General features: G+C 40.3%; 24 protein-coding genes. 12 read left to right on the plus strand and 12 right to left on the minus strand.

Annotated features, from left to right (window positions below):
• Positions 1 to 59 precede the first annotated feature (59 nt).
• On the plus strand, positions 60 to 650 hold the full coding sequence (gene yyaC / locus B5Y67_RS21225; RefSeq protein ID WP_242976070.1) for a spore protease YyaC: 591 nt from the start codon (positions 60 to 62) through the stop codon (positions 648 to 650).
• A 25-nt stretch (positions 651 to 675) separates the two neighbouring features.
• Here yyaC and B5Y67_RS21230 read toward each other — a convergent pair whose 3' ends face one another.
• On the minus strand, positions 676 to 897 hold the full coding sequence (locus B5Y67_RS21230; protein ID WP_088228365.1) for a hypothetical protein: 222 nt from the start codon (positions 895 to 897) through the stop codon (positions 676 to 678).
• A gap of 402 nt (positions 898 to 1299) precedes the next feature.
• On the opposite strand from B5Y67_RS21230, the gene B5Y67_RS21235 reads away from it, so the two are divergent.
• Together B5Y67_RS21235 and B5Y67_RS21240 are read left to right on the plus strand one after the other, a co-directional pair.
• On the plus strand, positions 1300 to 1671 hold the full coding sequence (locus tag B5Y67_RS21235; protein WP_088228366.1) for an Hpt domain-containing protein: 372 nt from the start codon (positions 1300 to 1302) through the stop codon (positions 1669 to 1671).
• A gap of 71 nt (positions 1672 to 1742) precedes the next feature.
• Positions 1743 to 2402, plus strand: a complete 660-nt coding sequence (locus B5Y67_RS21240) for a response regulator transcription factor (protein ID WP_088228367.1) — start codon at positions 1743 to 1745, stop codon at positions 2400 to 2402.
• 142 nt (positions 2403 to 2544) lie between these two features.
• On the opposite strand, the gene B5Y67_RS21245 is transcribed toward B5Y67_RS21240, so the two are convergent.
• Positions 2545 to 5283, minus strand: a complete 2739-nt coding sequence (locus B5Y67_RS21245) for a response regulator (protein ID WP_088228368.1) — start codon at positions 5281 to 5283, stop codon at positions 2545 to 2547.
• 205 nt (positions 5284 to 5488) lie between these two features.
• On the opposite strand from B5Y67_RS21245, the gene B5Y67_RS21250 reads away from it, so the two are divergent.
• The 7 genes from B5Y67_RS21250 (at position 5489) to B5Y67_RS21280 (ending at position 12942) form a co-directional block, all read left to right on the plus strand.
• Positions 5489 to 6421, plus strand: a complete 933-nt coding sequence (locus B5Y67_RS21250; RefSeq protein ID WP_088228369.1) for an arginine deiminase family protein — start codon at positions 5489 to 5491, stop codon at positions 6419 to 6421.
• Between the two features lie 207 nt (positions 6422 to 6628).
• Positions 6629 to 6979 carry a YojF family protein gene (locus tag B5Y67_RS21255; RefSeq protein WP_088228370.1) on the plus strand — a complete coding sequence of 117 codons (351 nt, stop codon included), beginning with the start codon at positions 6629 to 6631 and terminating at the stop codon, positions 6977 to 6979.
• A 72-nt stretch (positions 6980 to 7051) separates the two neighbouring features.
• Positions 7052 to 7678 carry a bacillithiol biosynthesis deacetylase BshB2 gene (gene bshB2 / locus B5Y67_RS21260; RefSeq protein ID WP_088228371.1) on the plus strand — a complete coding sequence of 209 codons (627 nt, stop codon included), beginning with the start codon at positions 7052 to 7054 and terminating at the stop codon, positions 7676 to 7678.
• A 174-nt stretch (positions 7679 to 7852) separates the two neighbouring features.
• Positions 7853 to 9601 (plus strand): ABC transporter ATP-binding protein, encoded by a 1749-nt coding sequence (locus B5Y67_RS21265; protein WP_088228372.1) that lies wholly within the window; start codon positions 7853 to 7855, stop codon positions 9599 to 9601.
• 104 nt (positions 9602 to 9705) lie between these two features.
• Complete coding sequence (locus tag B5Y67_RS21270) at positions 9706 to 10308, plus strand: NAD(P)H-dependent oxidoreductase (RefSeq protein WP_088228373.1); 603 nt, start codon at positions 9706 to 9708, stop codon at positions 10306 to 10308.
• Positions 10309 to 10503: 195 nt separating this feature from the next.
• Positions 10504 to 10779: a hypothetical protein gene (locus B5Y67_RS21275; RefSeq protein ID WP_088228374.1), complete on the plus strand. Its 276-nt coding sequence runs from the start codon at positions 10504 to 10506 to the stop codon at positions 10777 to 10779.
• A 546-nt stretch (positions 10780 to 11325) separates the two neighbouring features.
• Positions 11326 to 12942, plus strand: coding sequence for a (Fe-S)-binding protein (locus tag B5Y67_RS21280; RefSeq protein ID WP_088228375.1), 1617 nt, complete (start codon positions 11326 to 11328; stop codon positions 12940 to 12942).
• A gap of 176 nt (positions 12943 to 13118) precedes the next feature.
• On the opposite strand, the gene B5Y67_RS21285 is transcribed toward B5Y67_RS21280, so the two are convergent.
• The 10 genes from B5Y67_RS21285 to B5Y67_RS21330 form a co-directional block, all read right to left on the minus strand.
• Complete coding sequence (locus B5Y67_RS21285) at positions 13119 to 13973, minus strand: ATP-binding protein (protein ID WP_088228376.1); 855 nt, start codon at positions 13971 to 13973, stop codon at positions 13119 to 13121.
• Entirely contained in the window at positions 13951 to 14808 is an 858-nt protein-coding gene (locus tag B5Y67_RS21290; protein ID WP_088228377.1) for an ATP-binding protein, read from the minus strand. The genes B5Y67_RS21285 and B5Y67_RS21290 overlap by 23 nt, the downstream gene beginning before the upstream one ends.
• Before the next feature lies 1 nt (position 14809).
• Positions 14810 to 15178 (minus strand): NifB/NifX family molybdenum-iron cluster-binding protein, encoded by a 369-nt coding sequence (locus B5Y67_RS21295; protein WP_088228378.1) that lies wholly within the window; start codon positions 15176 to 15178, stop codon positions 14810 to 14812.
• Between the two features lie 151 nt (positions 15179 to 15329).
• Positions 15330 to 15692: a DUF134 domain-containing protein gene (locus B5Y67_RS21300; RefSeq protein ID WP_088228379.1), complete on the minus strand. Its 363-nt coding sequence runs from the start codon at positions 15690 to 15692 to the stop codon at positions 15330 to 15332.
• Positions 15693 to 16055: 363 nt separating this feature from the next.
• Positions 16056 to 16523, minus strand: a complete 468-nt coding sequence (locus tag B5Y67_RS21305) for a DUF892 family protein (RefSeq protein WP_088228380.1) — start codon at positions 16521 to 16523, stop codon at positions 16056 to 16058.
• Positions 16524 to 16639: 116 nt separating this feature from the next.
• Positions 16640 to 17341, minus strand: coding sequence for a response regulator transcription factor (locus B5Y67_RS21310; RefSeq protein WP_088228381.1), 702 nt, complete (start codon positions 17339 to 17341; stop codon positions 16640 to 16642).
• 15 nt (positions 17342 to 17356) lie between these two features.
• Entirely contained in the window at positions 17357 to 18781 is a 1425-nt protein-coding gene (locus B5Y67_RS21315) for a HAMP domain-containing sensor histidine kinase (protein ID WP_088228382.1), read from the minus strand.
• 11 nt (positions 18782 to 18792) lie between these two features.
• Positions 18793 to 19545 carry an ABC transporter permease gene (locus tag B5Y67_RS21320; RefSeq protein WP_088228383.1) on the minus strand — a complete coding sequence of 251 codons (753 nt, stop codon included), beginning with the start codon at positions 19543 to 19545 and terminating at the stop codon, positions 18793 to 18795.
• Positions 19517 to 20257: an ABC transporter ATP-binding protein gene (locus B5Y67_RS21325; protein WP_088228384.1), complete on the minus strand. Its 741-nt coding sequence runs from the start codon at positions 20255 to 20257 to the stop codon at positions 19517 to 19519. The genes B5Y67_RS21320 and B5Y67_RS21325 overlap by 29 nt, the downstream gene beginning before the upstream one ends.
• Positions 20258 to 20339: 82 nt before the next feature.
• The gene (locus tag B5Y67_RS21330; protein WP_088228385.1) at positions 20340 to 21590 is read right to left on the minus strand and encodes a hypothetical protein; all 1251 of its coding nucleotides are present in this window, start codon (positions 21588 to 21590) and stop codon (positions 20340 to 20342) included.
• A gap of 889 nt (positions 21591 to 22479) precedes the next feature.
• Between B5Y67_RS21330 and B5Y67_RS21335 the strand changes: the two genes are divergently transcribed.
• Together B5Y67_RS21335 and B5Y67_RS21340 are read left to right on the plus strand one after the other, a co-directional pair.
• A complete protein-coding gene (locus tag B5Y67_RS21335; RefSeq protein ID WP_088228386.1) occupies positions 22480 to 23268 on the plus strand; it encodes an electron transfer flavoprotein subunit beta/FixA family protein in 789 nt (262 codons plus the stop codon).
• Between the two features lie 13 nt (positions 23269 to 23281).
• On the plus strand, positions 23282 to 24490 hold the full coding sequence (locus B5Y67_RS21340) for an electron transfer flavoprotein subunit alpha/FixB family protein (protein WP_088228387.1): 1209 nt from the start codon (positions 23282 to 23284) through the stop codon (positions 24488 to 24490).
• Positions 24491 to 24535 lie beyond the last annotated feature (45 nt).

Consider the following 24535-nt stretch of genomic DNA (forward strand, 5'->3'; position numbering starts at 1 on the left):
TCCTGTTATGTCATATCGCTAATAACAAACGGGATAGATTAGGCGTTAAATGCGAGGAGGTGGAAATAATTCCAGAGCTTTCAAGGAAAAACTTCGTCTCAGTTAATTCCCTTGTCTATAATTTTGGAGAAAGACAATCATTCATCTCCACGTTAAATGATCTTACCTTCGGGAAAAAGGTTCTCTTCGCCTGTATAGGTACGGACCGAGCAACGGGTGATTGTCTGGGACCACTGGTCGGCACAAATTTAAAGCGTTTAGGGTATACAGTATCAGGGACATTAGCCGAACCACTGCACGCACAAAATTTAATTTCAGAAATCAATAACGTCCTGGCGATCCAGCGGCCCGATATAGTTATTGCTGTTGATGCCTGCCTCGGTAAGACTGAAGATATTGGCATGATCACCCTCGCTGATTCTCCCTTAACCCCTGGTTCTGCGGTACACAAAAATTTGCCCTCAGTAGGTGATGTTTCTATTTTAGGGGTTGTGAATGTCGGAGGTTTTTTTGAATTTCAGGTTCTGCAAGGAACCCGTCTACATACGGTTATGAAACTTGCTGCTGATATTACCCATTTAATTTGGCGGGCAATACCAGTCTCCTCTGGGGCACACACAAGCTATCAACAGAAGGGAACTGGGTCATAATTTTTACTCAATGTCAATGGGGGATTTATAAACCCGAAACTGACTGTAAGATATTAACCCTTTCTTCGAGCTCTTTACTGTATCTGAATCTATCTAATATTTCCGATTCTAAGCCCAATTGATCCAACGTTGATTTCCCTCGCAGGAACCAATAGATGCATCTGCAGTCTTGAACTTTGCAGCCCATTTCTAAGAGCTTTGAGCCTTCTTCAATTAAATTTTTTAGATCCTCTGCCTGAATCTCCATTCTTATCCTCCTTAGCTTACTTAAACTAAATGATAAGTAAACAGTCAAATAGAGCTAACTTAAAATAATTTATTGAACCCGGACTTGTTTTAAGCCACTTAAGAAGTAAGAAGGCCATAAATTCTGATTTCATCTCAGAGTATTGGCCCCTTAAGCATACTTAAATTCATGGATCTTGGGAAGTGCCTAATGGCACAAAAACAGTATGCCAAAAGCACAATTTTATAGGACTAAAGATTTAAGCTGATTGGGAGGAACTAGACGGTTTGTGATCCACAACAAGAGAAAAAGAGTTATCGGAACTTTTTAATTCTAAAGATAAAGAAAAAATTAGAGAATCATATTACACATTGTCGTATATTGAGGTATACTAAAATTAATTTGATAAAAAGGAGTGCCTTTATGAACCCCTCCTGTAGGTACGATCTTAAAGGTTTTTCAGATGAACTTGGACTTCCTTTAAAAGATACAGCTGACCTGTTCTCTGAGTTTATTACAGAAATCAAAAATGAATTGTCTCAAGCAGAAAACGTCTTGACAAACAATAACCTTGAGGAACTTCAACGGATTAACCATAACATCAAGGGAATATCCGCAAACTTTAAGATTTTAGACCTATATGAACAAACTTGCAAAATAAGTAAGGTCTTAAAGAGCAGCTGCGATAATCTGTCTCTGCAATCACTATTAAATAATCTTTTTATCATTTATGAAAATGCTGTTCAGGAAATAACAGCTTTCTTTGCGTATCAAGGTATCGATATCAAGCAATAATTTTAGTTCACTGGCTGACCTATTTTAATTTAGAAGAATTGATTATCTTTATACATATTAAAGAGGTAATTATGTTGAAGGTTCTAATAGCAGATGATCAAAAGCTCTTAAGAGAAAGTTTCAAAACGATTATTGAAAAAAATAGCGAGATGCAGGTTGTAGCATGTGCTGCCAATGGCAAAGAGGCCTACGAATTATGTACTAAACTTAAACCGGATGTTGTACTCATGGACATCTCGATGCCTTTATGCAATGGAACTGAAGCAACCAAATTGATTAAATCAAAATATCCCGACATTAAAGTTCTAATAGTTACTGCCTCCGACGACGAAAGCGATGTTTCACAAGCGATAATCAATGGGGCGGACGGTTATATTCTCAAGACTGTTGGAACAGAAGAATTAATTCTTTCCATAAAAAGCACATACCTTGGCCTGCAAATTATTCACAAGGATGTTTTTAAACCTGCAGCATTCGCCGGCTCTTCTGAAGAACCGAATACGATAAGACACAACCAAGTAACCATTGAGGGAATTGACGTAAGACTAACAGATCGAGAATTAGACATTGTCCAAATGATTGTTGAGGGAAAAGATAACAAAGAAATAAGCGCCACCCTGTTCATTGCCGAAGGGACCGTTAAAAATATAATTACCACGATAATCTCTAAACTTCACCTTAAGGACAGGACACAACTCGCAGTGTTCGCCCTCAAAAATTTATTAGTGTAATCTAAGCGTGAACTCTTCAGCTAAAGCTGAACATCGGTGCTTCGGTGACGAAGCAAGGTATTGGAACCACTCCTACTTGTGGAAATGGGAGTCTTACGATTGGACAAAGCTATGTAAAAAGCTTTATCTGTTTAAGTTCAATTCAATTACCCTTAATCTCCAAATATTTGTGAATTTTTTCTTTAAGGATGGCTAGGGTAATTGGTTTACTAATATAATCATTCATTCCCGCCGCAAGACACTTTTCGCGATCGCCTTCCATAGCGTGGGCGGTCATTGCAATAACAGGAGAGTTCTTGTTTAATAGACTCAATTTTCTTATTTTATCCGTTGCTTCGTAGCCATCCATCACAGGCATTTGACAATCCATAAAAATAATATTGTATTTTTTAGTATCACATAGTTCAACGGCCTGCTTCCCATTACTTGCTAAGTCCGCAGAAAAACCAAGCTTATTCAGCATAATCATTTCCAGCCGTTGATTGATCACCTTATCCTCAACAAGCAGGATGCAGCTATCTGAAGCTTGTTGCCGGTCTTCCTTTATAGTATGGGGCATAACTTGCTCCTTCCTCGTTGCGGCAGCTTCTGGAAAGGCAAAATTAGAAATCGCATCAAGCAGCTCCAACTTTCGGACAGGCTTAGAAATATAACCATAAAACCCCATTGTTTTGGTTAATCTTACCTCTCCTTGCATAACAGCAGAAATAAGTAAAATTAGTTTGATCTTCCTGTACCTTTCATCTCCCATCACCTGTTTACCAAATTCAAAGCCGTTCATTCCGGGCATTAAATAGTCAACAAGAATAAACTGAGGTAATAAATTCTCATCGTCCAGCCCCTTAAGAAACTCAAGGCCCTCAATACCATCTGTAACACTCATGACCTCACAGCCGGTCTCTTTCAAATATTCCTGAAAGATCATTCTACTGCTTTCATTGTCATCAACGATCATGATCTTTAATCCTTTTAAGCTGGCGGGAAGAAGTTTTTGTTCTTCATTCCCAACGGCAATGTTACTTTTTATCATCTCAAGAGTTATAGTAAACGTGCTGCCTTTATTGAGCTTGCTATCTACTGTAATACTTCCGCCCATAAGCCCCAAAATTCTGCGGGATATGACAAGTCCAAGCCCGGTTCCCTCATACTTCCGTGTTGTAGAAGCATCTGCCTGAGAGAACACTTGAAACAAATGCTGCATGTCCTCCTCAGAAATACCTATGCCCGTATCCTGAACGTCAATTTGCAAAAGGACATTATCGTCACCTTCCCCTAGTGCTCTTGCTCTGAGGGTTACTTCACCTTGATCTGTAAATTTAACAGCATTGCCAATAATATTATTCAAGACTTGCCGCAATCTGGCAGGATCTCCTTGAACATGACTCGGAACTCCTGCCGCAATAAAGGATAGAATTTCGATTCCCTTACCATGGGCTTTCGGCGAAAATAAAGAAACGACGTCTTCGATCAGTCTGGGCAAGTTAAAGGAAATGTTGTCAATCATCATTTTACCGGCTTCGATCTTCGAGTAATCCAAAATATCATTTATCAGTACAAGAAGAGCGTCCGTTGAAGCCTTAACCTCAGCCATATAGCTTGCCTGTTCTCTTTCCAAAGGCATGGCGGAGAGGAGCTCTATATAACCAATAATCCCATTCATAGGGGTCCTTATTTCATGAGACATGTTGGCAAGGAACTGACTTTTGGCTATATTCGCCGCTTCGGCAGCTTCCTTAGCCTTTACCAGTTCTTCTTCCGTCTTTTGCTTTTGTTCAAGACTTTGCAGAAATACATTAAACCATTTATATAAATCTCCCATTTCGTCACTTAATGTAACAGGTAAGCGAGTTTTAAAATCGATACTGTCCTTTTGGATTTCCTTAAAATAATTAGTTACTTTCTTAATGCGGCTTACAAATCTCCTGCCGATTAGGAAAGCAGAAAGGAATACGAGGATGATAGAAATGCCAAACAGCAATCCCAGACTTGTATCCTTAATTTTGTTGATAATGCTTTGTTCAGAAATAAGTGAGAGAAGGATCCAGGAGTTCCTCTTTGATTTTTCATAAAGAACCACCTTATCATCGCCATCAAAATGTGTTTTAAAGCTTCCGGAATCAGCATTAACACTCCGCAATAAATCCTCGTTCACTTTACTGCCGATTTTTGACTTATCTGGGCTGTAAACAATTCTGTTTTCCTTATCCAGAATCAAATACTCTATGTCATTATAAGTGCTCGTAAAATGATTGTAGAAAACGTCAATATTATAATTCAATACAAGCAAACCGACGGGCTTTTCTATGCGGGAATTCGGATCTATTGTTTTAAGAATTGTCCCAATAACTATAACCCTTTTAGAGCTTGATTGAAGGTTGATATTGTCTTCAAGGCCCTGCCAAAGAATCGGGGTTTCAGAGTTCAAGACCTTTTGGTATAAACCAGCCAACGCTTTTTGATTAATTTTTTGTCCGCCCAAAACATCCCCGGCATGATAATGCTGGCCGTTTAACGAGAAAAGATCAATCGAAACGAGACCTTTAAGATTGGTAAAGCTGCCGAGAATAGAATTTATCATAATTTGTGTCCTTTGCCTCTCCTGCTGAGAGACTATCTTTTCATCCTTTGCCAACACCATTTTGATAAAGTTAATACTTGATATGTTGGCGAACAGCCCTTCAACATCATCCGTCAGATCATCCAAGCCGCGTTGTTTCTCAGTCATCAAGTTTTGTGCAGACATGGTCATTTCGTTTGTCATTGCCGCTTTCGTTTTAACATAAGACATCCTGCCTAAAAGAGCCAAAGGAAGAACACAGGACAATACTAAAAAAATAGCGAGCTTTTGAGTAATGTTTAGTCTGATTGGTCTTTTTAACATAGACTTATCCTTTCGCTCCTATTACCACAAAGGCATAGGTGGTACCTCTGTCAATTCTTCATTCTTCTAATATTTCCTGCAAGATTTTCCTGGTATCACCCTGGTAAATTGCTTCTAAAACTAGATTCGCAAAGCTCCCAAGCATCTAAATAGGGCAGAGGTAAATAATAGAGATTAACAAATACTGCAAACTAGGGTGTGAAGAATGAGCGAATCGAAAATGATGTTTGGAACCGAAAAACTTGGCCGGTTGAGAAAAGTCTTACTCCATAACCCCATCGAATCCCTCTCTGCAGTTTCTGAAGAGAATTACAAGTATCATTTGTTCAATTTTGTTCCCAAGGTTGATCAATACCTGAAAGAACATGAACAATATGCTCAGATGCTGCGAGAACACGATGTCGAAGTCCTGCTTGTGAGAGATTTTGTCCAACAAACTAAAGACTTGTTGGACAAACTTCCTAATTTGCCCTATCTTCACGATACCGCTGTCATCACGAGCAAAGGTGCCATTTTATCCGAAATGTGTCCCGGCACCAGGGCCGGAGAGGAACAGGTCGTAAAAGAGGCTCTCACGAATATCGGCATACCTATCTTTCATGAATTTAAAACCCAGGAACAGTTTGAAGGTTGTTTAATGTTATCTCCCTCAACCTTAATCATCGTAAATACCGAACGATCAAGCCCAAATACTATTGAGGGCTTTTTTAGCAAAGCCCTGGAGATTTTTGCGGAGGTCATTTATATTGAGGCACCACAAGCCCGCCGGTATATGCATGCAGATATGATTTTTAACAGGATTAGTGAAGACTTGGCCCTGTATTTCCCTCCGGCATTTCTCCATGCTTACTTAATTAATCGGCAGACGAGAAAAGAAATTGACTTTAAATCGTACTTAGAAGGAAAGTCTATAGAGCTGATACCAATCAGTGATGAAGAACAAAGAAATTGGGGCTGCAGCTTTGTCCCTTTAGAACCTAAAAAACTTATTCACTATGATTTGGCTTTAAGTATTAAGACAAAAAAGTTGCTGAAGAAACACGGGGTTCAAATCTATGAATTTCATCCCGCTGCACTGTTAGCCGGCGGCGGCAGCCTTCGCTGCCTGACCTTAAGGCTATGGAGAACCGCCTTGTAAACAGGCAGGCCATACTATTCATTCTTCGGCCAAAAGTATATAATGGAAAAAACATGACACTCGGTCGTTCATTGCCAGCTGAAAGTCAGCGGCAGTTATGATAGAGGAAAGCAAGCAACCGAAAGTTACACTTTATTTACACTTTATTTACACTTTATATAGTATAAAATAGTCTGGAATGATCCTTGGTTAAGGTGGTTGATAGTCATGAATCCAATCGAAAGGTCAATTGTGCAACCGGCACTGGACAGTTTTCTCAATCAAGAGGTTTACCTCCATCTTGAGACAACGAATGGGGCCTATGCCGCTCATAGACAAGAGAGCAAGATGACAATAGGGGCCTACATCCGCAATGGCCGTATTTCTTATATCCGGGGAACCATTACAGGTGAGGGACCCTACCGGGTAGGACTGAAGATGAAAGACGGCTGGGTTTACGCCGAAGGGCTGACCGATTTTGATCTAGAACAAGAAGGTAAACTTTTGCTCGCCGGTCATGATGAAGAGGGTCGGCTGGCTGTAGCTCTGGAACTTAGTTTAGAACCCTTTGAATTGTAGCAGCCTTAGTGAACTCGTTCAGCTGCAGCGAAAACTCTTTTAATTAGTCAATTAACGTGGGAGGAGTATTCTTTGGACCAACACGTTCTAGTAGTTTTTCCTCATCCAGACGATGAAACCTTTGGATGCGGCGGGACTTTGGCACTCTTTGCCAAGTCAGGAATTCCGATCACATATATATGCGGAACTTTAGGACAAATGGGACGAAACATGGGAAAACCTTTTTTTGCTAATCGAGAGACATTGCCTAAAATTCGGGAAGCGGAGTTGGAGAAAGCTTGCAAAGCTATTGGGATTCGACATTTGATCAAGCTTGGCTTACGCGATAAAACCATCGAATTTGAGGACCCTGAACCTATTGTCACCCGAATTGAACAGATTCTCCGGGAGGTTCGGCCATCTCTGGTGCTTACTCATTATCCCGGATATGCAGTACATCCGGATCATAATGCCCTGGGGGGATTGACCATCAGGGCTGTATCTCGTCTTTCCATGCAAGATCGCCCTACCGTCTATGCCCATGCTTTTGCCCGAAACTGTCAGGACGTGATCGGTCCCCCGGATATTGTCAACGATATTTCAAAAGCGGCTGACGTTAAATACGCTGCCATCCTGGCACACCGCTCACAATCCCAAGTGATGTTGCCCCGTGATAACATGCTCCAGCGAGAATCCTTCTGGACCTATCGTTGTTCATAAAAACGTATTCAATGGACTCAGCCGCGCAGCAACGGCTGAGTCTCTTCTGTAGATTGCAGTGAAGGAGGACTCTACCCCACCTGAAGTTAACGAAGGACCCACCCCCACTTATAGAAGTGGGGGTCTTAAAAACCGGATAAAAAACTTACCTTGAGAGGAGACCCTGCCGCATTTATGAATATCTTCAAACAATTTATCGGCTATTATAAACCTCATAAATTCCTTCTGTTTACAGACTTATTCTGCGCACTTATTGTATCGGTCATTGACCTGGCATTTCCGCAGATACTTAATTACCTGACTAAAACTCTCTTTACTCATGACGCACCTGCTATTCTACATGCCTTACCTTTTATCGGTATAGCCTTAGTAGCAATGTATGTTATCAAATATTTTTGTCAGTATTTCATCATTTCCTGGGGACACATCATGGGAGCAAGGATGGAGAACGCAATGAGAAACGATCTCTTCGATCATTATCAGCATCTATCCTTCTCCTATTATGATCAAAACAACACTGGTGAAATGATGTCTAAACTGGTCTCGGACCTATTCGATATTTCTGAATTGGCACACCACGGTCCGGAGAACCTTTTTATCTCCGCTCTGAAAATTCTTGGTTCCTTTATCCTTTTGATGCTGATCAATACCAAAATGACGTTGATTTTATTAATTGTCACGGTATTTATGGTTCTCTACACTGTACACAACAATGTAAAAATGGCACCTATCTTTACCGATAACCGTGTGAAAATCGCCACCGTTAATTCCAGTGTCCAGGACAGCCTTGCAGGAATCAGAGTCGTTAAATCCTTCGCAAATGAAGATGTAGAACGCGAGAAATTTCATCAAAGTAATCAGGGGTACCTGGTTTCCAAAATCAGAACCTACAAGACCATGGGCAAATTTTTTGCTTGGGATTCTTTCTTTGAAGGATTACTCTATGTCGTTGTCATTGTCTCAGGCGGGTTATTTATCGCCCAAGGATCGCTCAAAATCACGGATCTGGCGATTTATGTCCTTTACATTAACATCTTTATTAATCCTATTGATGTCTTAATCAACTTTACAGAACAGTTTCAAAAAGGATACGCGGGTTTTAAACGTTTTGTTGAAGTATTGGAAACACAGCCGGACATTATCGATAAACCAAAAGCTAAGCCTCTAACCAAGGTTTTAGGGGATATTGAATATAATGACGTGTCCTTCCGCTATAATGATGACTATAATGTTTTAAATAATGTCAGCCTGTCGATAAAAGCGGGTAAAACGGTTGCTTTAGTTGGGCCGTCAGGCGGCGGCAAAACAACCTTATGTTCACTTTTGCCAAGATTTTATGATGTAACCTCAGGTTCTATAACGATTGACGGAAAGGACATTAGAGATATTACTCTAAAATCTTTAAGAAACGCTATTGGCATTGTGCAGCAGGATATCTATTTGTTTGACGGCTCCATTAAGAAGAATATTGCTTACGGAAAAATGGATGCAACGGATGACGAAATAATAGAGGCAGCGAAAAGCGCCAATATTCATGAGTTTATCATGTCACTTGAAGAAGGCTATGATACTTATGTTGGAGAACGCGGCGTCAGGCTCTCGGGCGGCCAAAAACAACGACTTTCTATTGCTCGGGTGTTTTTGAAAAACCCTCCAATCTTAATCTTAGATGAAGCTACCTCAGCACTCGACAATGAAAGTGAACTCTATATTCAAAAATCGCTGGAAAGGCTTTCAATGAATAGAACTACTATTGTAATTGCTCACAGATTAAGTACCATAAAAAATTCAGACGAGATTATCGTCGTTACCGATGAAGGTATTCAAGAAAGGGGCAGTCATAGGGAGTTAATTGAAAAGAACGGAATCTATGCTCATTACTATAATATGCAGTTTGAAGGTCTGGAACCGCAGGCAACATAGTCTACCATCTTCCTGTATATGGGGATGTTTTTTTGAGCATTTTATCTACGACGGTTTATCGAAGCTAAAATTCAGCAATTCCAGGAAAGAAGGCGGTTCAATTGATGACTCAAACGTTACTTTATGTTAAAGCCAATCCCAAAGCTGATTCGCAATCCAATACTCTTACTCTGGCAAATGTCTTTGTGCAGGAGTATCAAAAGAAAAATCCAGAATCCGAAATCATCGTTCTGGATCTTTACAAAGAAGACATTAAACCTTTGGATGCCGATACTCTGGCAAAAATGTTCAGCAGTGAGAGAAATAAGGCGCTTGACTATGCCAATCAGTTTGCCTCCGCTGATAAATACGTTATAGCTGCGCCCATGTGGAACCTTGGGATCCCAGCTATCTTAAAGGCTTATTTTGATTATGTTTCCTATGTTGGTGTTTCCTTCAAATACACACCAACAGGACCAATCGGGCTGCTTGCCGATAAGCCTCGTAAAGCGGTTCATATAAGCTCCAGAGGCGGTGCATATAGCGAAGGAGCTGCTAAAGAATTCGATCTCAGTGACAAATATGTCAGAACTATTCTTGGCTTCTTTGGCATAACTCAAGTAGAATCCCTGTTCCTCGAAAATGCTAATGTATTACAAGGCGATGATTTACAAAAGGCCGTCGACCAAAGCCATCAAGCGGCACGAAACCTCGCTGCAAATTTCTAAATACGGGCTGTACACTTAAAGGGTGTCTATTTGGGACACCCTTTATATTTTAGTAAATTTTGATTTAATTTTTTATTTATTCACTCTCTTTCTAATTTTTAAACTTTATTAAGAAGGGCCAACTACTGAGTTAAACGTTGTATAATAATAGCGTCATTTGTAAAACTCAATCCAGCTTAAGCAAGGTGATTTTTGATGAGTATTTTTGAAATTATTATGTTAGTTTGTTTTGGTGCTGCCTGGCCCCTGTCAATCTATAAATCCTACACTTCCCGATCCACCAAAGGTAAAAGCGCTTCGTTTCTAGTCGTCATCTTAATCGGTTATGCTGCCGGAATTATGCATAAAATTTTTCATCAATATGATGGAGTTGTGTATTTATACTTGCTTAACTTTCTGATGGTCTTGACAGACCTTCTTATTTACCTACGAAATAGTCGTTTAGCCGCTAAAACCTTAGAAATGCCCTAGTGAACTCGTTCAGCTAAAGCTGAACAGCCCATAACAAATTCTATCGCGCTGAAGGATGGACTCTACCCCCGCCGAAGCAAGGTATGAGAACAACCCCTACTTGTAGAAGTGGGAGTCTGCCGATCGGATCAGCACTCTGGGAAAAATAGTTAAACCAAAAAAGTAATTTTCTTAAAAAAGACTTGCAGACATTAATGCATGTCTTTTTCTTTTGCACTTTTTCTTCTGGCTTCTGGAATTATCGACTTATTTAAATGGGGGTATATAAAATAGGCTAATTGACATATGCCCGATATTTAGTATAATTAACCTGAAAAGGACATATGCCAATAACAAAAAGGAGGTTGAAACTTAACTTTATTAATTTGATACTTTATCAGCCTTATTGCCTTATTATTTTTTATTTTACTCTATTACTTTATTACTTAATTCACATTTACATTAGTTTTTAATGATTTACATAGTCCAGCCAAACTATATCAAGAGACAGCGGGAACCTCACCATGAGTTTTTGAACGTTAACGTTGGGGAAGAGGAGAGTCGAGTATGATAGATCACAAAAATTTACGCCCCAAGGATATGGGACGATCGGATGAACAACTGGTCAGAGTGAATCCCCGGGAGCTCATGCCTTTACTGCCGCCTTATGATCAACCGGGAATGGAACCTCCGCTTACAGATCCTAAACCTGCTTGGAGAGAAAAATTCTGCACTTCTTTGGATGGCTATGTGGGCATTGACACCTTAACACGGCCAAAAACTAAAGAAGAAGAGAACAAATTCGTTCAGATGTTCCTCAACGGCTTAGAAAAAAGTTTTTCGGATGGTAACAATGGAGCGCTGCAACCCTTCTTATTGTCCTTTGAATATTGTGCCAAGTGTGATACCTGTTCTTCAGCCTGTCATGTCTACGAAGCATCAGGAAAGAATGAAGTATATCGTCCAATTTTCCGTTCCGAAGTTCTAAGAAAAATCGTAAAAAAATACTTCACCAAAAGCGGGAAGCTGTTAGGAGGTTTTGTCGGCGCAGATATTGACGTAAACTGGGAAACTATAGCCCGGCTCGGGGAACTAGCTTATCGCTGTAATCTTTGCCGCCGTTGTGCCCAGACTTGTCCCCTGGGTTTAGATAATTCAATTCTTACCAAAGAAATTCGTAAGATCTTCAGTCAGGAAATGGGCATTGCACCCCTGCCTCTCCACACTAAAGGTACTGTCCTGCAGCTCAAAACAGGCTCATCAACAGGAATTACCAAACCCGCTTTTTTAGATACCATTGAATTTCTGGAAGAGGATATCGAGGAAAAGTATGGTTATAAAATCAAATTCCCCATTGACAAAAAAGGTGCCGATATTCTTCTCATCCACAATGCCGGTGAATTTATGGCTTGGCCTGAAAACCCTATTGCCTTTGCCATCCTTTTCGAAGAAGCAGGTTTAGACTGGACGCTTAGCAGTGAAATTGCAGGTTATGATAATGTAAACTACGGTATTTGGTATGATGATTTCCAGGCCAAGAAGCTTGCCTTACTGCAAATGAAAGCCGCGAAAGAGCTGGGGGTTAAGCGAATTGTTATTGCTGAATGCGGCCACGCTCATAAAGCTGCAATGATTGTAGGCGACCGCATGACTTACGGTGATGACAAGATTCCGGTGGAAAGCTGCCTGCCTCTGCTTTGGGATTTAGTTGAGAATAAACGCCTAAAATTGGACTCCAGCAAAAATAATTTTCCGGTAACCCTTCATGACCCATGTAATTATGTTCGAGGCATGGGAATTGTTGAACCACAGCGCAATGTCTTGAAAGAGATTTGCCCTCAGTTTAGGGAAATGACACCTCACGGGGTTAATAATTATTGCTGTGGCGGGGGCAGCGGTTTTGCTATTACAAATTCCGTCAACTTCAGCGAATGGAGAAATAAAGTAAGCTCCCGTATGAAGTTTAATCAGATCCTTGGAGCCTTCCAGGATACAATGGCGGATTCCAATCAGCCTAAATATGTATGTGCTCCTTGTTCTAACTGTAAAGGAGCAATTAGAGATATTCTGGAGTTCTACGAAGCAACGACAAAATTTAATGTTCAGTATGGTGGTTTAGTAGAATTAATGGTCAATGCTCTTGTGAGTATGAAAAAACCGTTTATGGAGTTTTTAGAAGAATAGTACCAACGTTTTTCCGGCGGACCATTTAAGCAAACGCCTTCTGGAGCAATCACTGCAATCGGCTCCTGAAGGCGTTTTAATACTTTATTCCTATTAAATTGTATGTTAGTCACATACCTAGCGTTGTACCATATGCGAGGCAAATGATCAAGTCTATGCCCTTTTATATTAAGCCTTTACAGTAAACTAATTGTCTGAGCAAAAACATCCTTGACCGCACGCCCAGAAGCACAATCCATCTCGACGATGCTCTTCCCCTCATTGATTGCTTTGACAGCGGCAGGATCAAAGGGTATTTTTCCCACGATAGGAAGTTTGAGTCTTTGACAGAAAAATTCGATTTTTTCCGTATTATCCTGACTTGTATCATATTTATTAATACAAATCACAATTCGCGTTTGAAATTTCTCGGCGGTTTTAATGATTCGTTCCATATCACTAATGCCTGAGATGGAGGGTTCTGCCACAACCAAAACCATATCAACACCGTTCAACGAGGCGATCACCGGACAGCCGATCCCCGGCGATCCATCAATAATTGCCAGGTCAGCGTTTATTGCTGTATACTTCATATTCCTTTTTACTTCCGTTACCAGCATCCCGGAATTACCGCTTCCCATTTTAAGCCGCGCAGTGGAAAACACTTTATCACCAGAATAGAGCATAAGGTCGCCTGCTACGGAAGGTTGAAAGGATATGGCCTTTGCGGGGCAGATCGCTTCACAAACGCCACATCCTTCACAGGCTAAACTATCAACATTATAAGGATTACCCGCCTGAATTGCCTCGAAACGACAATGCTGCTGACACAAACCGCATTGCACACATAATTCCAGATTAATTGCTGCCTTAGCCATTCCGTAGAAGTTGGCTCGTCTGGCTTCCGAGGACTGATGTAAAATTAAATGCAAATTGGGAGCATCGACGTCACAATCTGCGAAGGCCCCGGCTTCAGATAGCTTAATAAAAGCACTGGCAACCGTTGTTTTACCAGTACCGCCTTTACCGCTAAGGATGAGTAATTGCTTCATTTTGTACCCCCTTAGACACTATTTGAAGCATAGAAGAGAACATCTCTTGATACTTCTCATTTTTTCCAATAGCAATGAGCCCTTGCGCATTTAGGGTTCCCAGCTCATTTTCAAAAGGGATCTTGGCTATGATATTGATGCCCTTTTCCAAGCAAAATTCTTCCGCCGGATTGACTCCGTCCTGGCACTTATTGAGAACCACACCATGTGGCTTACTAAACAAAGTTACCAGTTCATAGACCATCTTTAGATTGTGAACTCCAAACAACGTAGGCTCGGCCACCAACAAGCAATAGTCCGCATCCTTAATACTTTCCATAACCGTGCAGGCACTGCCGGGAGGACAATCAATAACTGTGAATTTCTTACTCCCATGGAGATTCTTTAAAATGGCCTTAATAACCGGAACGCCCGATTCTTTCCCGGTATGTAATATTCCTGTAATAACTTCAACATTTCCGGAAACACCTCTTCGAACCTCGCCAATGACGCTATTTTTTTCCGACAGAGCTTTTTCTGGGCAGAAGAGCACACATCCGCCGCAGGAATGACAAACTTCGTCAAAGATAAGCAAATGATTTTTGATATAGGCTAAGGCGTTAAATCTGCAAAAATCAATACATTTGCGGCATCCGCTGCAGAGCTTATGATCAACTATAGGAATCTTAACGTAAACGTTTTCTGTTTTTATATCTTTGGGGTTAAAAAAAAGATGCCCATTAGGCTCTTCGACATCACAGTCAATATAACGGGAATCTACAGCAGAGGCTGCCAAATTAACGGATACCAATGTTTTACCTGTGCCGCCCTTACCGCTGAGCACAGCTATCTTCATCTTAGTTTCCTCCATGGCCATGAAATCCGGCATGAATTTCTTCTAATAAAGCTAACTTTCCTTCAATTAAAGCTGCGAGATTATCCTTGATTGAGTCGTTGATCGTTTTAAATAGTTTAATATTGGCCGCTTGAATTATTTCTGCTGCATTTTCACCGCAGCGAGGAGTAATCAAGGCGTTTACCCTATGATCAACAACGATTTGTGCAGCCTTTATCCCAGCGCCGCCTTGACTGGCAATTGCGCTATTATCGAGAAACACACTTTCCTTTGACTCTGTATCATAAATCAGATAATAGGGTGTCCGCCCAAAAGATTCACTTACACTTGCTTCCATTGATTTGTCATTGACCGGAATTGCGACTTTCATAAAGAATCCTCCCAATAAAACATAGCTAAATTATTTACTAGTTGCTAATTATTATTAGTAAAATGACATATAAACTTTATTCCCTAGTCTAGGATTATTAGCCTAGGCCAGTATTTCGGAACTCTAAATTATATTTTCCAGAGCAATTTTGTCATTCTTGGAAAGCTCGGCCACATCGATGTTTCTGACAACCGCCACAACCACAGTATGGTTCAAGGCCGTCACAAAGTTTATAATCTCCGCCTTCAATCCTTAACATTTTCCCCTTGACTAAAGATTCCGCGAGCTTTTTTCGAGCATCATTGTAAATACGCTGTACTGTCGTACGTGCAATCTTCATTTGGTCTGCAGACTCTTCCTGAGTAAATCCTTCTAAATCAATCAGCCGTATCGTCTCATACTCATCAACGGTCATAGTCAGAACATGATCTTGATTAATCGGAGCGTTAAGTGGCCCAAATTGGTTACTTTCCGGCAAGCAACATACTTTTCTCCATTTTCTTGGTCTTGGCATAATTCGTTCTCCTCTGCTTGTGACGTAAGGAACAGAAGCGTCCTCCTGTTACTTTTCTTATATCATTATTTTACGATTATGTCATCCCCTTGCCAAATATAGAAGCAATTTCGCCGAAAAGGTATGTGCCTTTGATTATGCATTAACGATAACGACCCATTAACCTCTATCGCTGATTGTCTCCTTTCAGATTATTGACATATGCCTTTTTCAAACTTATTATACATTATTATAGGCATATGTCAATAATGATAACTCTTGCTAGATAGTGTTCTCTGGAACATAAAATGCCCTCAGACAAGTTGTCGTCAAACAATCTGTCTGAAGGCTAGAAGTAAAGCTATTTTGCTGCCACGGACTTGGTTACTGAATAGGATAGGCTCCTCTGCTGCTAAGGTAATTGAATAAGTCCTCACCATGCTGCTGCTCTTCCTTTTGAATATGATTCAGGGCCTGGCGAATATTATGATCTTGGCACTCGAAGATAACCGTATCATAGGCACCCGAAATATACTTCTCTGTTACGAGCATATCTTTAGTCAAGGCAACATCATTTTGATTTATAGTTTGTCCGGCAGGGTTTGTTTGCGTTGCTTGATTCTGCCCTCCGGTTTGCTGACCTTGGCCCTGACCGCTTAAGGTTGGCGTTTGACCGTTCAATATTTCGTTAAGAGTGTTAAAATGTTGTTTTTCATGAGAGGCATGATCATTAAATAATTGTTTGAGTTGTTGATCCTGGGCTTCATTAGCATATTTTGTATATTTCTGAACACACATCTCTTCATGGCTTTTTTGATCTTGAAGCAGCATCCGTTCTTTTTGACTGATCATGGGGAACCACCTTCCTATGTAAACGTATAGGCGCACCTACCTGATTTATATTATTCACTTTGTCAGATGGAACTATGTATAGTTTAAGCGAAAGGTATATTTTAAACTCCTTGTATTTAGACTCTAAAGCGATAGCCTGCGCCCCATACAGTTTCTATGTATTGGGGATTGGAGGGATCGCTTTCAATTTTCTCCCGCACCCTTGCAATATGTACCGTCACTGTTGATGAGTCCCCTAAGGCTTCTAAACCCCAAACACGTTCAAATAACTCTTCGCGTCCAAACACACGATTTGGATTTTGGGCCAGATATAAAAGTAAACTAAATTCTTTCTGAGCTAAGCATACTTCCCGGCCGAGCACAAAAACTCTATGGGATTCTTGATCGATCTTCAACCCACGAATCGTCAACGTATTCCCCTTTTTAACACTGTCTCGGAATCTCTGTTTTAATCGTTCATAATTCTCTAGATGAGCTTTTACTCTAGCGACTAATTCGCCGGGACTAAAGGGTTTGGTAATATAATCATCGGCACCCAGGCTGAGGCCTTTAATCTTATCGATTTCTTCCTTTTTGGCAGAGACTAAAAGAACGGGAATATCTTTATCCACTTTCATACTCTTTAAAATTTCCAAACCATCCATTCCCGGAAGCATGATATCCAAAATCAACAAATCTATGTCGTTTTCCTGAAAAATTCTCAAACCCTCTGAGCCGTCTGCACACACAAGAACCTCAAAGTCGGCAACTTCAAGATAGTCTCTTTGTAATTCTGCGATACTCAAATCATCTTCAATTATCAAAATCTTTTTCTTCATTTAACCTTCTCAGTATTATGATTTACTCAGAGAAATCATAATACTCGTTCCCTCCTCCCCATGACTGGTAGCCCAAATTCTTCCTTCATGGCCTTCGATAATTTGCTTAGCTATTGCCAATCCCAGACCGCTTCCTTTACTTCGAGCCCTATCAGACCTATAGAATCGGTCAAAAATATAGGGCAAATCCCCTTCGCTGATACCCGAACCATTATCCCGCAGTTCAATAATGATGCTGGTCGACGTATCTCGAAGAAGAATTTCGATTTCGCCCTGATCTTTGTTCATATATTTACGAGAATTATCAAGAATGTTCACGATGACTCGTTTCATTCTCGCACGATCCAGGAAAACAAATTGCTTTTGGCGCAGATCATTTCGAAAAGAAGCCTTGATCTGACTCCTTTCCAATTCCGGCTCGCTTTCAAGCAGGCAGAGTTTAAGATAATCTTCAATATCTGTTTTTTCAAAATCAAAAGGAATTTGGTTTAAGTCAAGTTTAGCATAAAGAAGTAAATCATCAATCATTTGGTCAACTTGATGAGCCTTCAAAGAGATTGTTTTGAGATATCGTTCCCTTTTCTCGGGTGTATTGGCAATCCCGTCTAAAATCCCTTCAATATATCCTTTGATAGAGGTTACAGGGGTTTTTAAATCGTGAGATATACTTGAAATTAACATTTTACGATTATCCTCATACTTCAGTTGAGTATGAACAGAATCCTTTAGTCTGAGGCGCATAACTTCAAGGTCGCGGCATAAAGCCTGAATTTCTTGATCCCCTTCTTCTACGATGGCCTGATTGAGATTCCCTCGGCTAATTTCCGCAGCGGCACTTTGCAAATTACGGAGTGGTTTAAGAATTGTGCGCGAAAAATGATATGATACAAGACTATTCGTTAACATAAAGACAAGCACAAAGGTTACTCCAATGATGATTATGAATCTCGTAAAGTTTGTTGCCGCTTGATCTAAAGGTGCTAACAACAACACGTTTCCCTTCGTACCATCCTTGAACTGCAGGCTTATGGATTGAACGGTATAGGTATCGTCTCCAATAACAACGGGTGCTGTTCTCTTCATATTCCCTGCATCCAAAGTCTTTTCTAAATCGATTTTACTTAGATTAAGGGAAGAAAAGATTACCTTTTCGTCTTTTACAACCACAAGCTGCCCATGAATTTCTGCCAGCTGTTCTTGAAGATGTTTTTGAAACCCCTCGTCTTCGATGACTTCCGGGGTTTGTTGAAGAACATTTGTTTCGGTATTCAAAAGCTCAAACTTAATTTCTGACAAACGTTGATAATTTTTAAAGGATAGATCATTACCGAAAAACTTTCCGCAGATAAAAAGAAAAGCCACGGCAATAAAAACAGTAATCACCGTTGGAATGATGACTGTTGAAGCGTTGGCTAAAATCATCCGTTTTTTGAGGTCCATTAATTGTCACCCTATAATTCCTTTTTATCAAATAAATAGAATCCCGCTGTAAATAACATAACGCTTGACCCCAGCATAATCAAGAACTGGCGAATAATTTTTGCCAAAGGAAAGGATTTCATAAGAAATAAATTATACCAGTCCAGTTGCGTTGTCATCAATATACTTGAGTACTGTGAAAAGAACACTCCCAATACTTTTAAGCCTAAAAAGATCAAGATTGATACAAAAAAAACAGAAATTCCACTCTTAAGTAAATTTGTCAAAAGAACAATTCCTAAGGCTAAAACGACCATGGGAAACAAGCTAACGATATAAGAGAATACAGTTCTAACTAGGGAATCCAGAGTTGCTGAATTGGTATTAAAAACAAAACCGGCTATGATCGAAAAAATTAGCAGCAAGAGAAGAGTTGCTAAAATGAATAGACTGATAGCCGCAATTTTAGCTGCAAAGATCTTCAAACGGCTCACGGGCCGGGTTAAAGTTATACGCATATTATTATGAGCAAACTCTCCTGAGAAACTATCAATGGTTACTAACGCAGTAAACAAGGGCAAGATAGTGTTGACAACAACTGACAATACAAGCATGGGAAATTCCATACTGCCTGCCGTTCTGAGTCCAAAGCCGCTCCTTACCCCTACAATGATAATTTGACCTATAACAATAACAGCCAGAGAAAGCAAAAAGGCGGCCAAAGCCTTTTTCTTTTTATAAAGCTTCTCTAGTTCATTAACCAACGCTGCTTGAAAGACGGCCATTTCGTTCTACCTCACTTACAAAATAGTTCTCAAGTGTCGCATAGTTTCTCAAAATTGTCTTAGTGCTCTCGACATTAAGTATTTCGCCATTATAAATCACCCCAATACGATTACACGTCAACTCGACATCATGAATCAGATGACTGGAGATAAAAAATGTGGTCTTTTCTTCATCGGCTAATTTCTGAATCAGCTTACGGATATCAATCATTCCCTCGACGTCAAGACCATTTAATGGTTCATCCAAAATAACGACTTTAGGCCGGGATAAAATAGCTGCCGCTAAACCAAGTCGCTGCTTCATTCCTAAGGAGAATTTCTTCGGTTTTTCATGTTTATATTTAGACATACCCGTTAGTTCCAGAACTTCATCAATACGTTGATAATCCACATCCGGGTAAAATCTTGCCAGCTGTTTCAAGTTATCAAAAGCACTAAGATAAGAATAAGCTTCAGCGATTTCGATAAGACAGCCAACCTTAGCCATCGCTCGTTCATAGTCTTCCGTTATGCTGTGTCCGAAGATTTTTACATCCCCATAATCAGGCCGAATAAGTCCTGTCATAAGTTTCATGGCGGTGGTTTTTCCGGCACCGTTCGGCCCCAGGAAGCCAAAAATATCTCCTTCAGAGATTTCTAAGTTAATATTCTTAATTCCCCGCCCATTTTCATATTGTTTTGTTAAATTCTTGATCTCTATAATCGGTTCCATACCTGCCTCCTTCAATGGTAAGAGGACTGCCGGGGTAACCGGCAGTCATGGCTATTTTCCACAGTAGTTTAAGGCAAATGGGCTATTCAAAATCCGGGCTGAAGGTGGAATCGAGGATAATACCGCCCTCAGAGAATGTAGTGCTTTCATTTAGATATATTTTCCCGGAATGTTCGTCGAGGAAGAAAGCCTTATTTATTCCTGCATCTGTTCTAAACTTATATTCTGGAGAATTTTTATCCTTTGACTTCGTGGCATTAAAGCTAAAATCTCGTTTCGTAGTAGCATATTGATCAAAACCTGGTTTATACACCTCGTAATATCGTCCGGTTGCCGATGTTTGATCAATCTGTGTGATCTCAATAATTCGTTCCCCGACTTTAACAAACTTACCGTCTTTCATGATTAGAATGTCGTTTTTAAACTTACCCATAAACTCTTGAGGATTCGAAATTTCAGGCACGGAATTTTCATTTTTAACGACATTTTTGACAACTTTCTTTCCACTAAGATCGGGCTTAGTTACTACCGTGGAGTTTACGTCGGTCAGTTTTGCTAAAACCTCTATCGTTATGTCGTGAACGGTCCCCTGCTCATCCTTCCCGGAGACCACTGCAGACCCCAAAATGCTCTCCATTACGCCATCTTTATTAACCTTTGCCGTTCCGTCAATAGTTTTGACAAAAACATCCTTGCTGAGATGAGGCACATTATCTTGTTGCCCGTCTTGCCCATTAAAGCGTTGTTTCATTTCAAAAGAGGCAAGTGCATTGATCAATGAAGGGATCTGTACTTCTGAGAGTGAGCCGGAAAGAACTTTGCTTCCGTCTGGGTTCTCCGTAACCACAACATTATCCTTAAGATTTCCGACAATAGCATCCGCTATTTTTTCAACATCGTCAGCATTATTATTTTTGAAGGGATCGGAAAAGGCCATATCTTTTCGCTCTTGAGTATATTCCGTAACATAGTAGGTGGGATCATCATTAGACAACCTAATATACGTTGTCTTATCAAAATAGGTTTGATTACTGTAATTATTTCCGCTGATAGTTTGTTCGGATGTCGTCTCTTCTCTGGCACTCTTTGTCCTATCGCACTTCTCGGTTTGATTCATAGAAGATAATGTCTTCCCATTATCCTTTACATTATAAGATATATCCATTGTAAAACTACTGAGATTATTGCTACATTGAGCAGCAGTAACTTTAAGGGCATCTTTCAATTGATCATATCCGCTCTTGGCTGCGATATCGGCCAGGGCCGTCGTGGCAAGCAGCATTGCCCCGAGGGTAAAGCTCAAAACCATGGTCGTTTTCTTGGTTAATTTCATGGACCCAACTCCTTATCCGTTTTCTAGAAGCTTCCGTAACTTTATTTTAGCAGTTTGCCCTTGAATTTCTCTTAACGATTTATTAACAAATTATTAACTGTTCATGCCAATATTAGTAGATATACCAGAAATTCTTTTGGAAAATTATATCATAAGATTTGGTTGAGAACGTCTGTTTGATATCTGGACAATTCAATTTTCTTGCATGACTATTATAATTAGAGATATAATAAAAATAGAAAGAGCATCATGTGCTGCAAACACATCATGCTCCCCGTACAACGAACCGCTCTAAATGGGCGGCTAAATAGGAACGACGTAAATGCAAAGTAGCTTCCTTTTGTCAGGGGTGGGCTACTTTTGCTTTTCACGTAATATCAACACCATCAACGTTGCGAACGCGATCATCAATGACATCACATGATAATCATCCATTGGCCTCACCTCCTTTCCATCGGAGGCTTGACCGCCCACCCTTTGCCCTATTCATTGTACTATTAATATTATACTATTAACTTAAGGATACATCATTATAAAGAAACTGTCTTACCTCTAATAAAGGAGCAATGACCGTTTCTTTTTTTATAGAAAAACTTCTTTTCTTTCCAATTATCAGAACAGCAATCGAGTCCTATGGGCGCAAAATCCTTCAAATTGATTTAAATCTTCCCTTGATAAAGGAACGAATTAATTTAGCTGTTATTTATAAGAAATATTTCACAAAAGCTTGTGAATAAATAGATTTTGAACAACTATGAATCTTATGCTATATTAAAATCAATCGGTCTGATGGTCTGACCACATACCAAATTTCACAAACTTTTATTTTCCTTCCTTTCATTATTCGATTCCTTTTTTACCATCTTAAATCAACAGGGAGGTTTTACTCATGGAAATTCTCGTATGTATTAAGCAAGTTCCAGGAACCTCGAAAATTGACGTAGACCCAATTACAGGGGTCTTAAAACGCGACGGCGTTGACTCCAAAATGAATCCCTACGATCTATACGCCCTTGAAACCGCTTTAAGACTTAAAGAACAACATGGCGGAACTATTAAAGTCATTAGCATGGGACCGCCACAGGCTAAAGACGTTATCAGAGAAGCTTATATGATGGGAGTCGACGAAGGGGCTTTAGTTTCAGATCGTAAATTCGCGGGAGCCGATGTTCTGGCCACCTCCTATACAATTTCTCAAGGAGTCCGCCAACTTGGCAGCTTCGATCTCATACTTTGCGGTAAGCAGACGACGGATGGAGATACAGCCCAAGTGGGCCCGGAGATGGCTGAGTATTTGGGCGTTCCCCATATAGCCAACGTTTTAAATATTATTGAAGTCAACGATACTTCCATCCTTATAGAAATGGATATGGCTAATACCATAGAAGTTGCCGAAATTAACTTTCCCTGTCTTTTAACTGTAGAAAAGGATATTTTTCAGCCCAGACTTCCTTCCTATAAGAAAAAATTAAGCACCAAGGACAGGGAAATTAAAATCATTTCTTTTAAAGATTTCGAAGATCAAAATGAACACAGATATGGACTCGCAGGTTCACCCACTCAAGTAGAACGCATCTTTCCTCCGTCCGCTAATACTGACAGAGAGACCTGGACGGGCACCCCAAGAGAATTAAGTTCCCAAATTGTTACTAAGCTAAGACAGTTAAAGTTTGTTTAGAGGGGGAAGATTCATGAGTAAATTAATTTGCCATCAAGAAAATCTGGACGAATCCAAAATTCAAGAATTAGTGAATATTTGCCCCTTTGGAGCTCTTGAAGCTAAAAACGGGACCCTTGAAATCACAGCCGGATGTAAAATGTGTAAGTTATGCGTTAAAAAAGGTCCGCAAGGGGTTATGGAATTCATCGAAGAAGCCGTGCCTTCCGTTGATAAGAGTTTATGGAAGGGTATTGGAGTCTACGTTGATCATATCGAAGGAGAGCTTCATCCTGTAACCCTGGAATTAATCGGCAAGGCCAGAGAACTTGCCTCTGCCGTCAATTTTCCGGTTTATTGCGTTTTTATAGGCTACAACATTAAAGATAAAGCTCAAGAATTACTTCATTATGGTGTCGATGAAGTCTTTGTCTATGATTATGAAGAATTAAAACATTTTCGTATTGAACCTTATACCGCAGCCTTTGCAGACTTTATTCAAAAAGTAAAACCATCGTCTTTGCTCGTCGGTGCAACTACCATCGGTCGTTCTCTGGCTCCCAGAATCGCGGCAAGATTTCGAACCGGATTAACCGCTGATTGCACAACCCTTGAAATGAAGGAAAATACTGACCTGGTGCAGATCAGACCCGCTTTTGGAGGCAACATTATGGCCCAGATCATTTGCCCTAATACAAGACCTCAGATGGCAACGGTGCGCTATAAGGTTATGACTGCTCCGGAAAGGCAATGTGAGCCCAGCGGTAAGATCACCCATTGTGAATTAGATCCGGCAAAATTAGTGTCTGGAATTAAAGTCTTAAAAGTAACTCGCAAAGAGGTCGAAGAAAATATCTCTGATGCAGAAGTGATTATCGCTGTCGGACGAGCCCTCAAATCCGAAAAAGATCTGACGATGATTGAAGAATTAGCTCAATTATTAGGCGCCCAAATTGCGGGCACGCGCCCCTTAGTTGAAGCAGGTTGGTTAAATGCCAAACGGCAAATTGGCTTATCTGGACGAACTGTTAAACCCAAACTGATCATCACCCTCGGAATTTCGGGTGCTGTCCAGTTCACTGCCGGCATGAACGGTTCAGACCAAATTTTTGCCATCAATAAAGACCCCCAAGCGTCAATTTTCAATATTGCTCATTATGGGATCATTGGAGATATCTATGAGATTGTTCCTCAACTAATTGAAAATCTGAAAAGCTCTAAGTCTCTGGCTTGCGCGCGTTAAGGATCAGAGCAGGTCAACTCAAAAGAAAACTATGCAGGCCGTCCC

The organism is Desulfosporosinus sp. FKB (assembly GCF_002196705.1).
Lineage (GTDB): Bacteria > Bacillota > Desulfitobacteriia > Desulfitobacteriales > Desulfitobacteriaceae > Desulfosporosinus.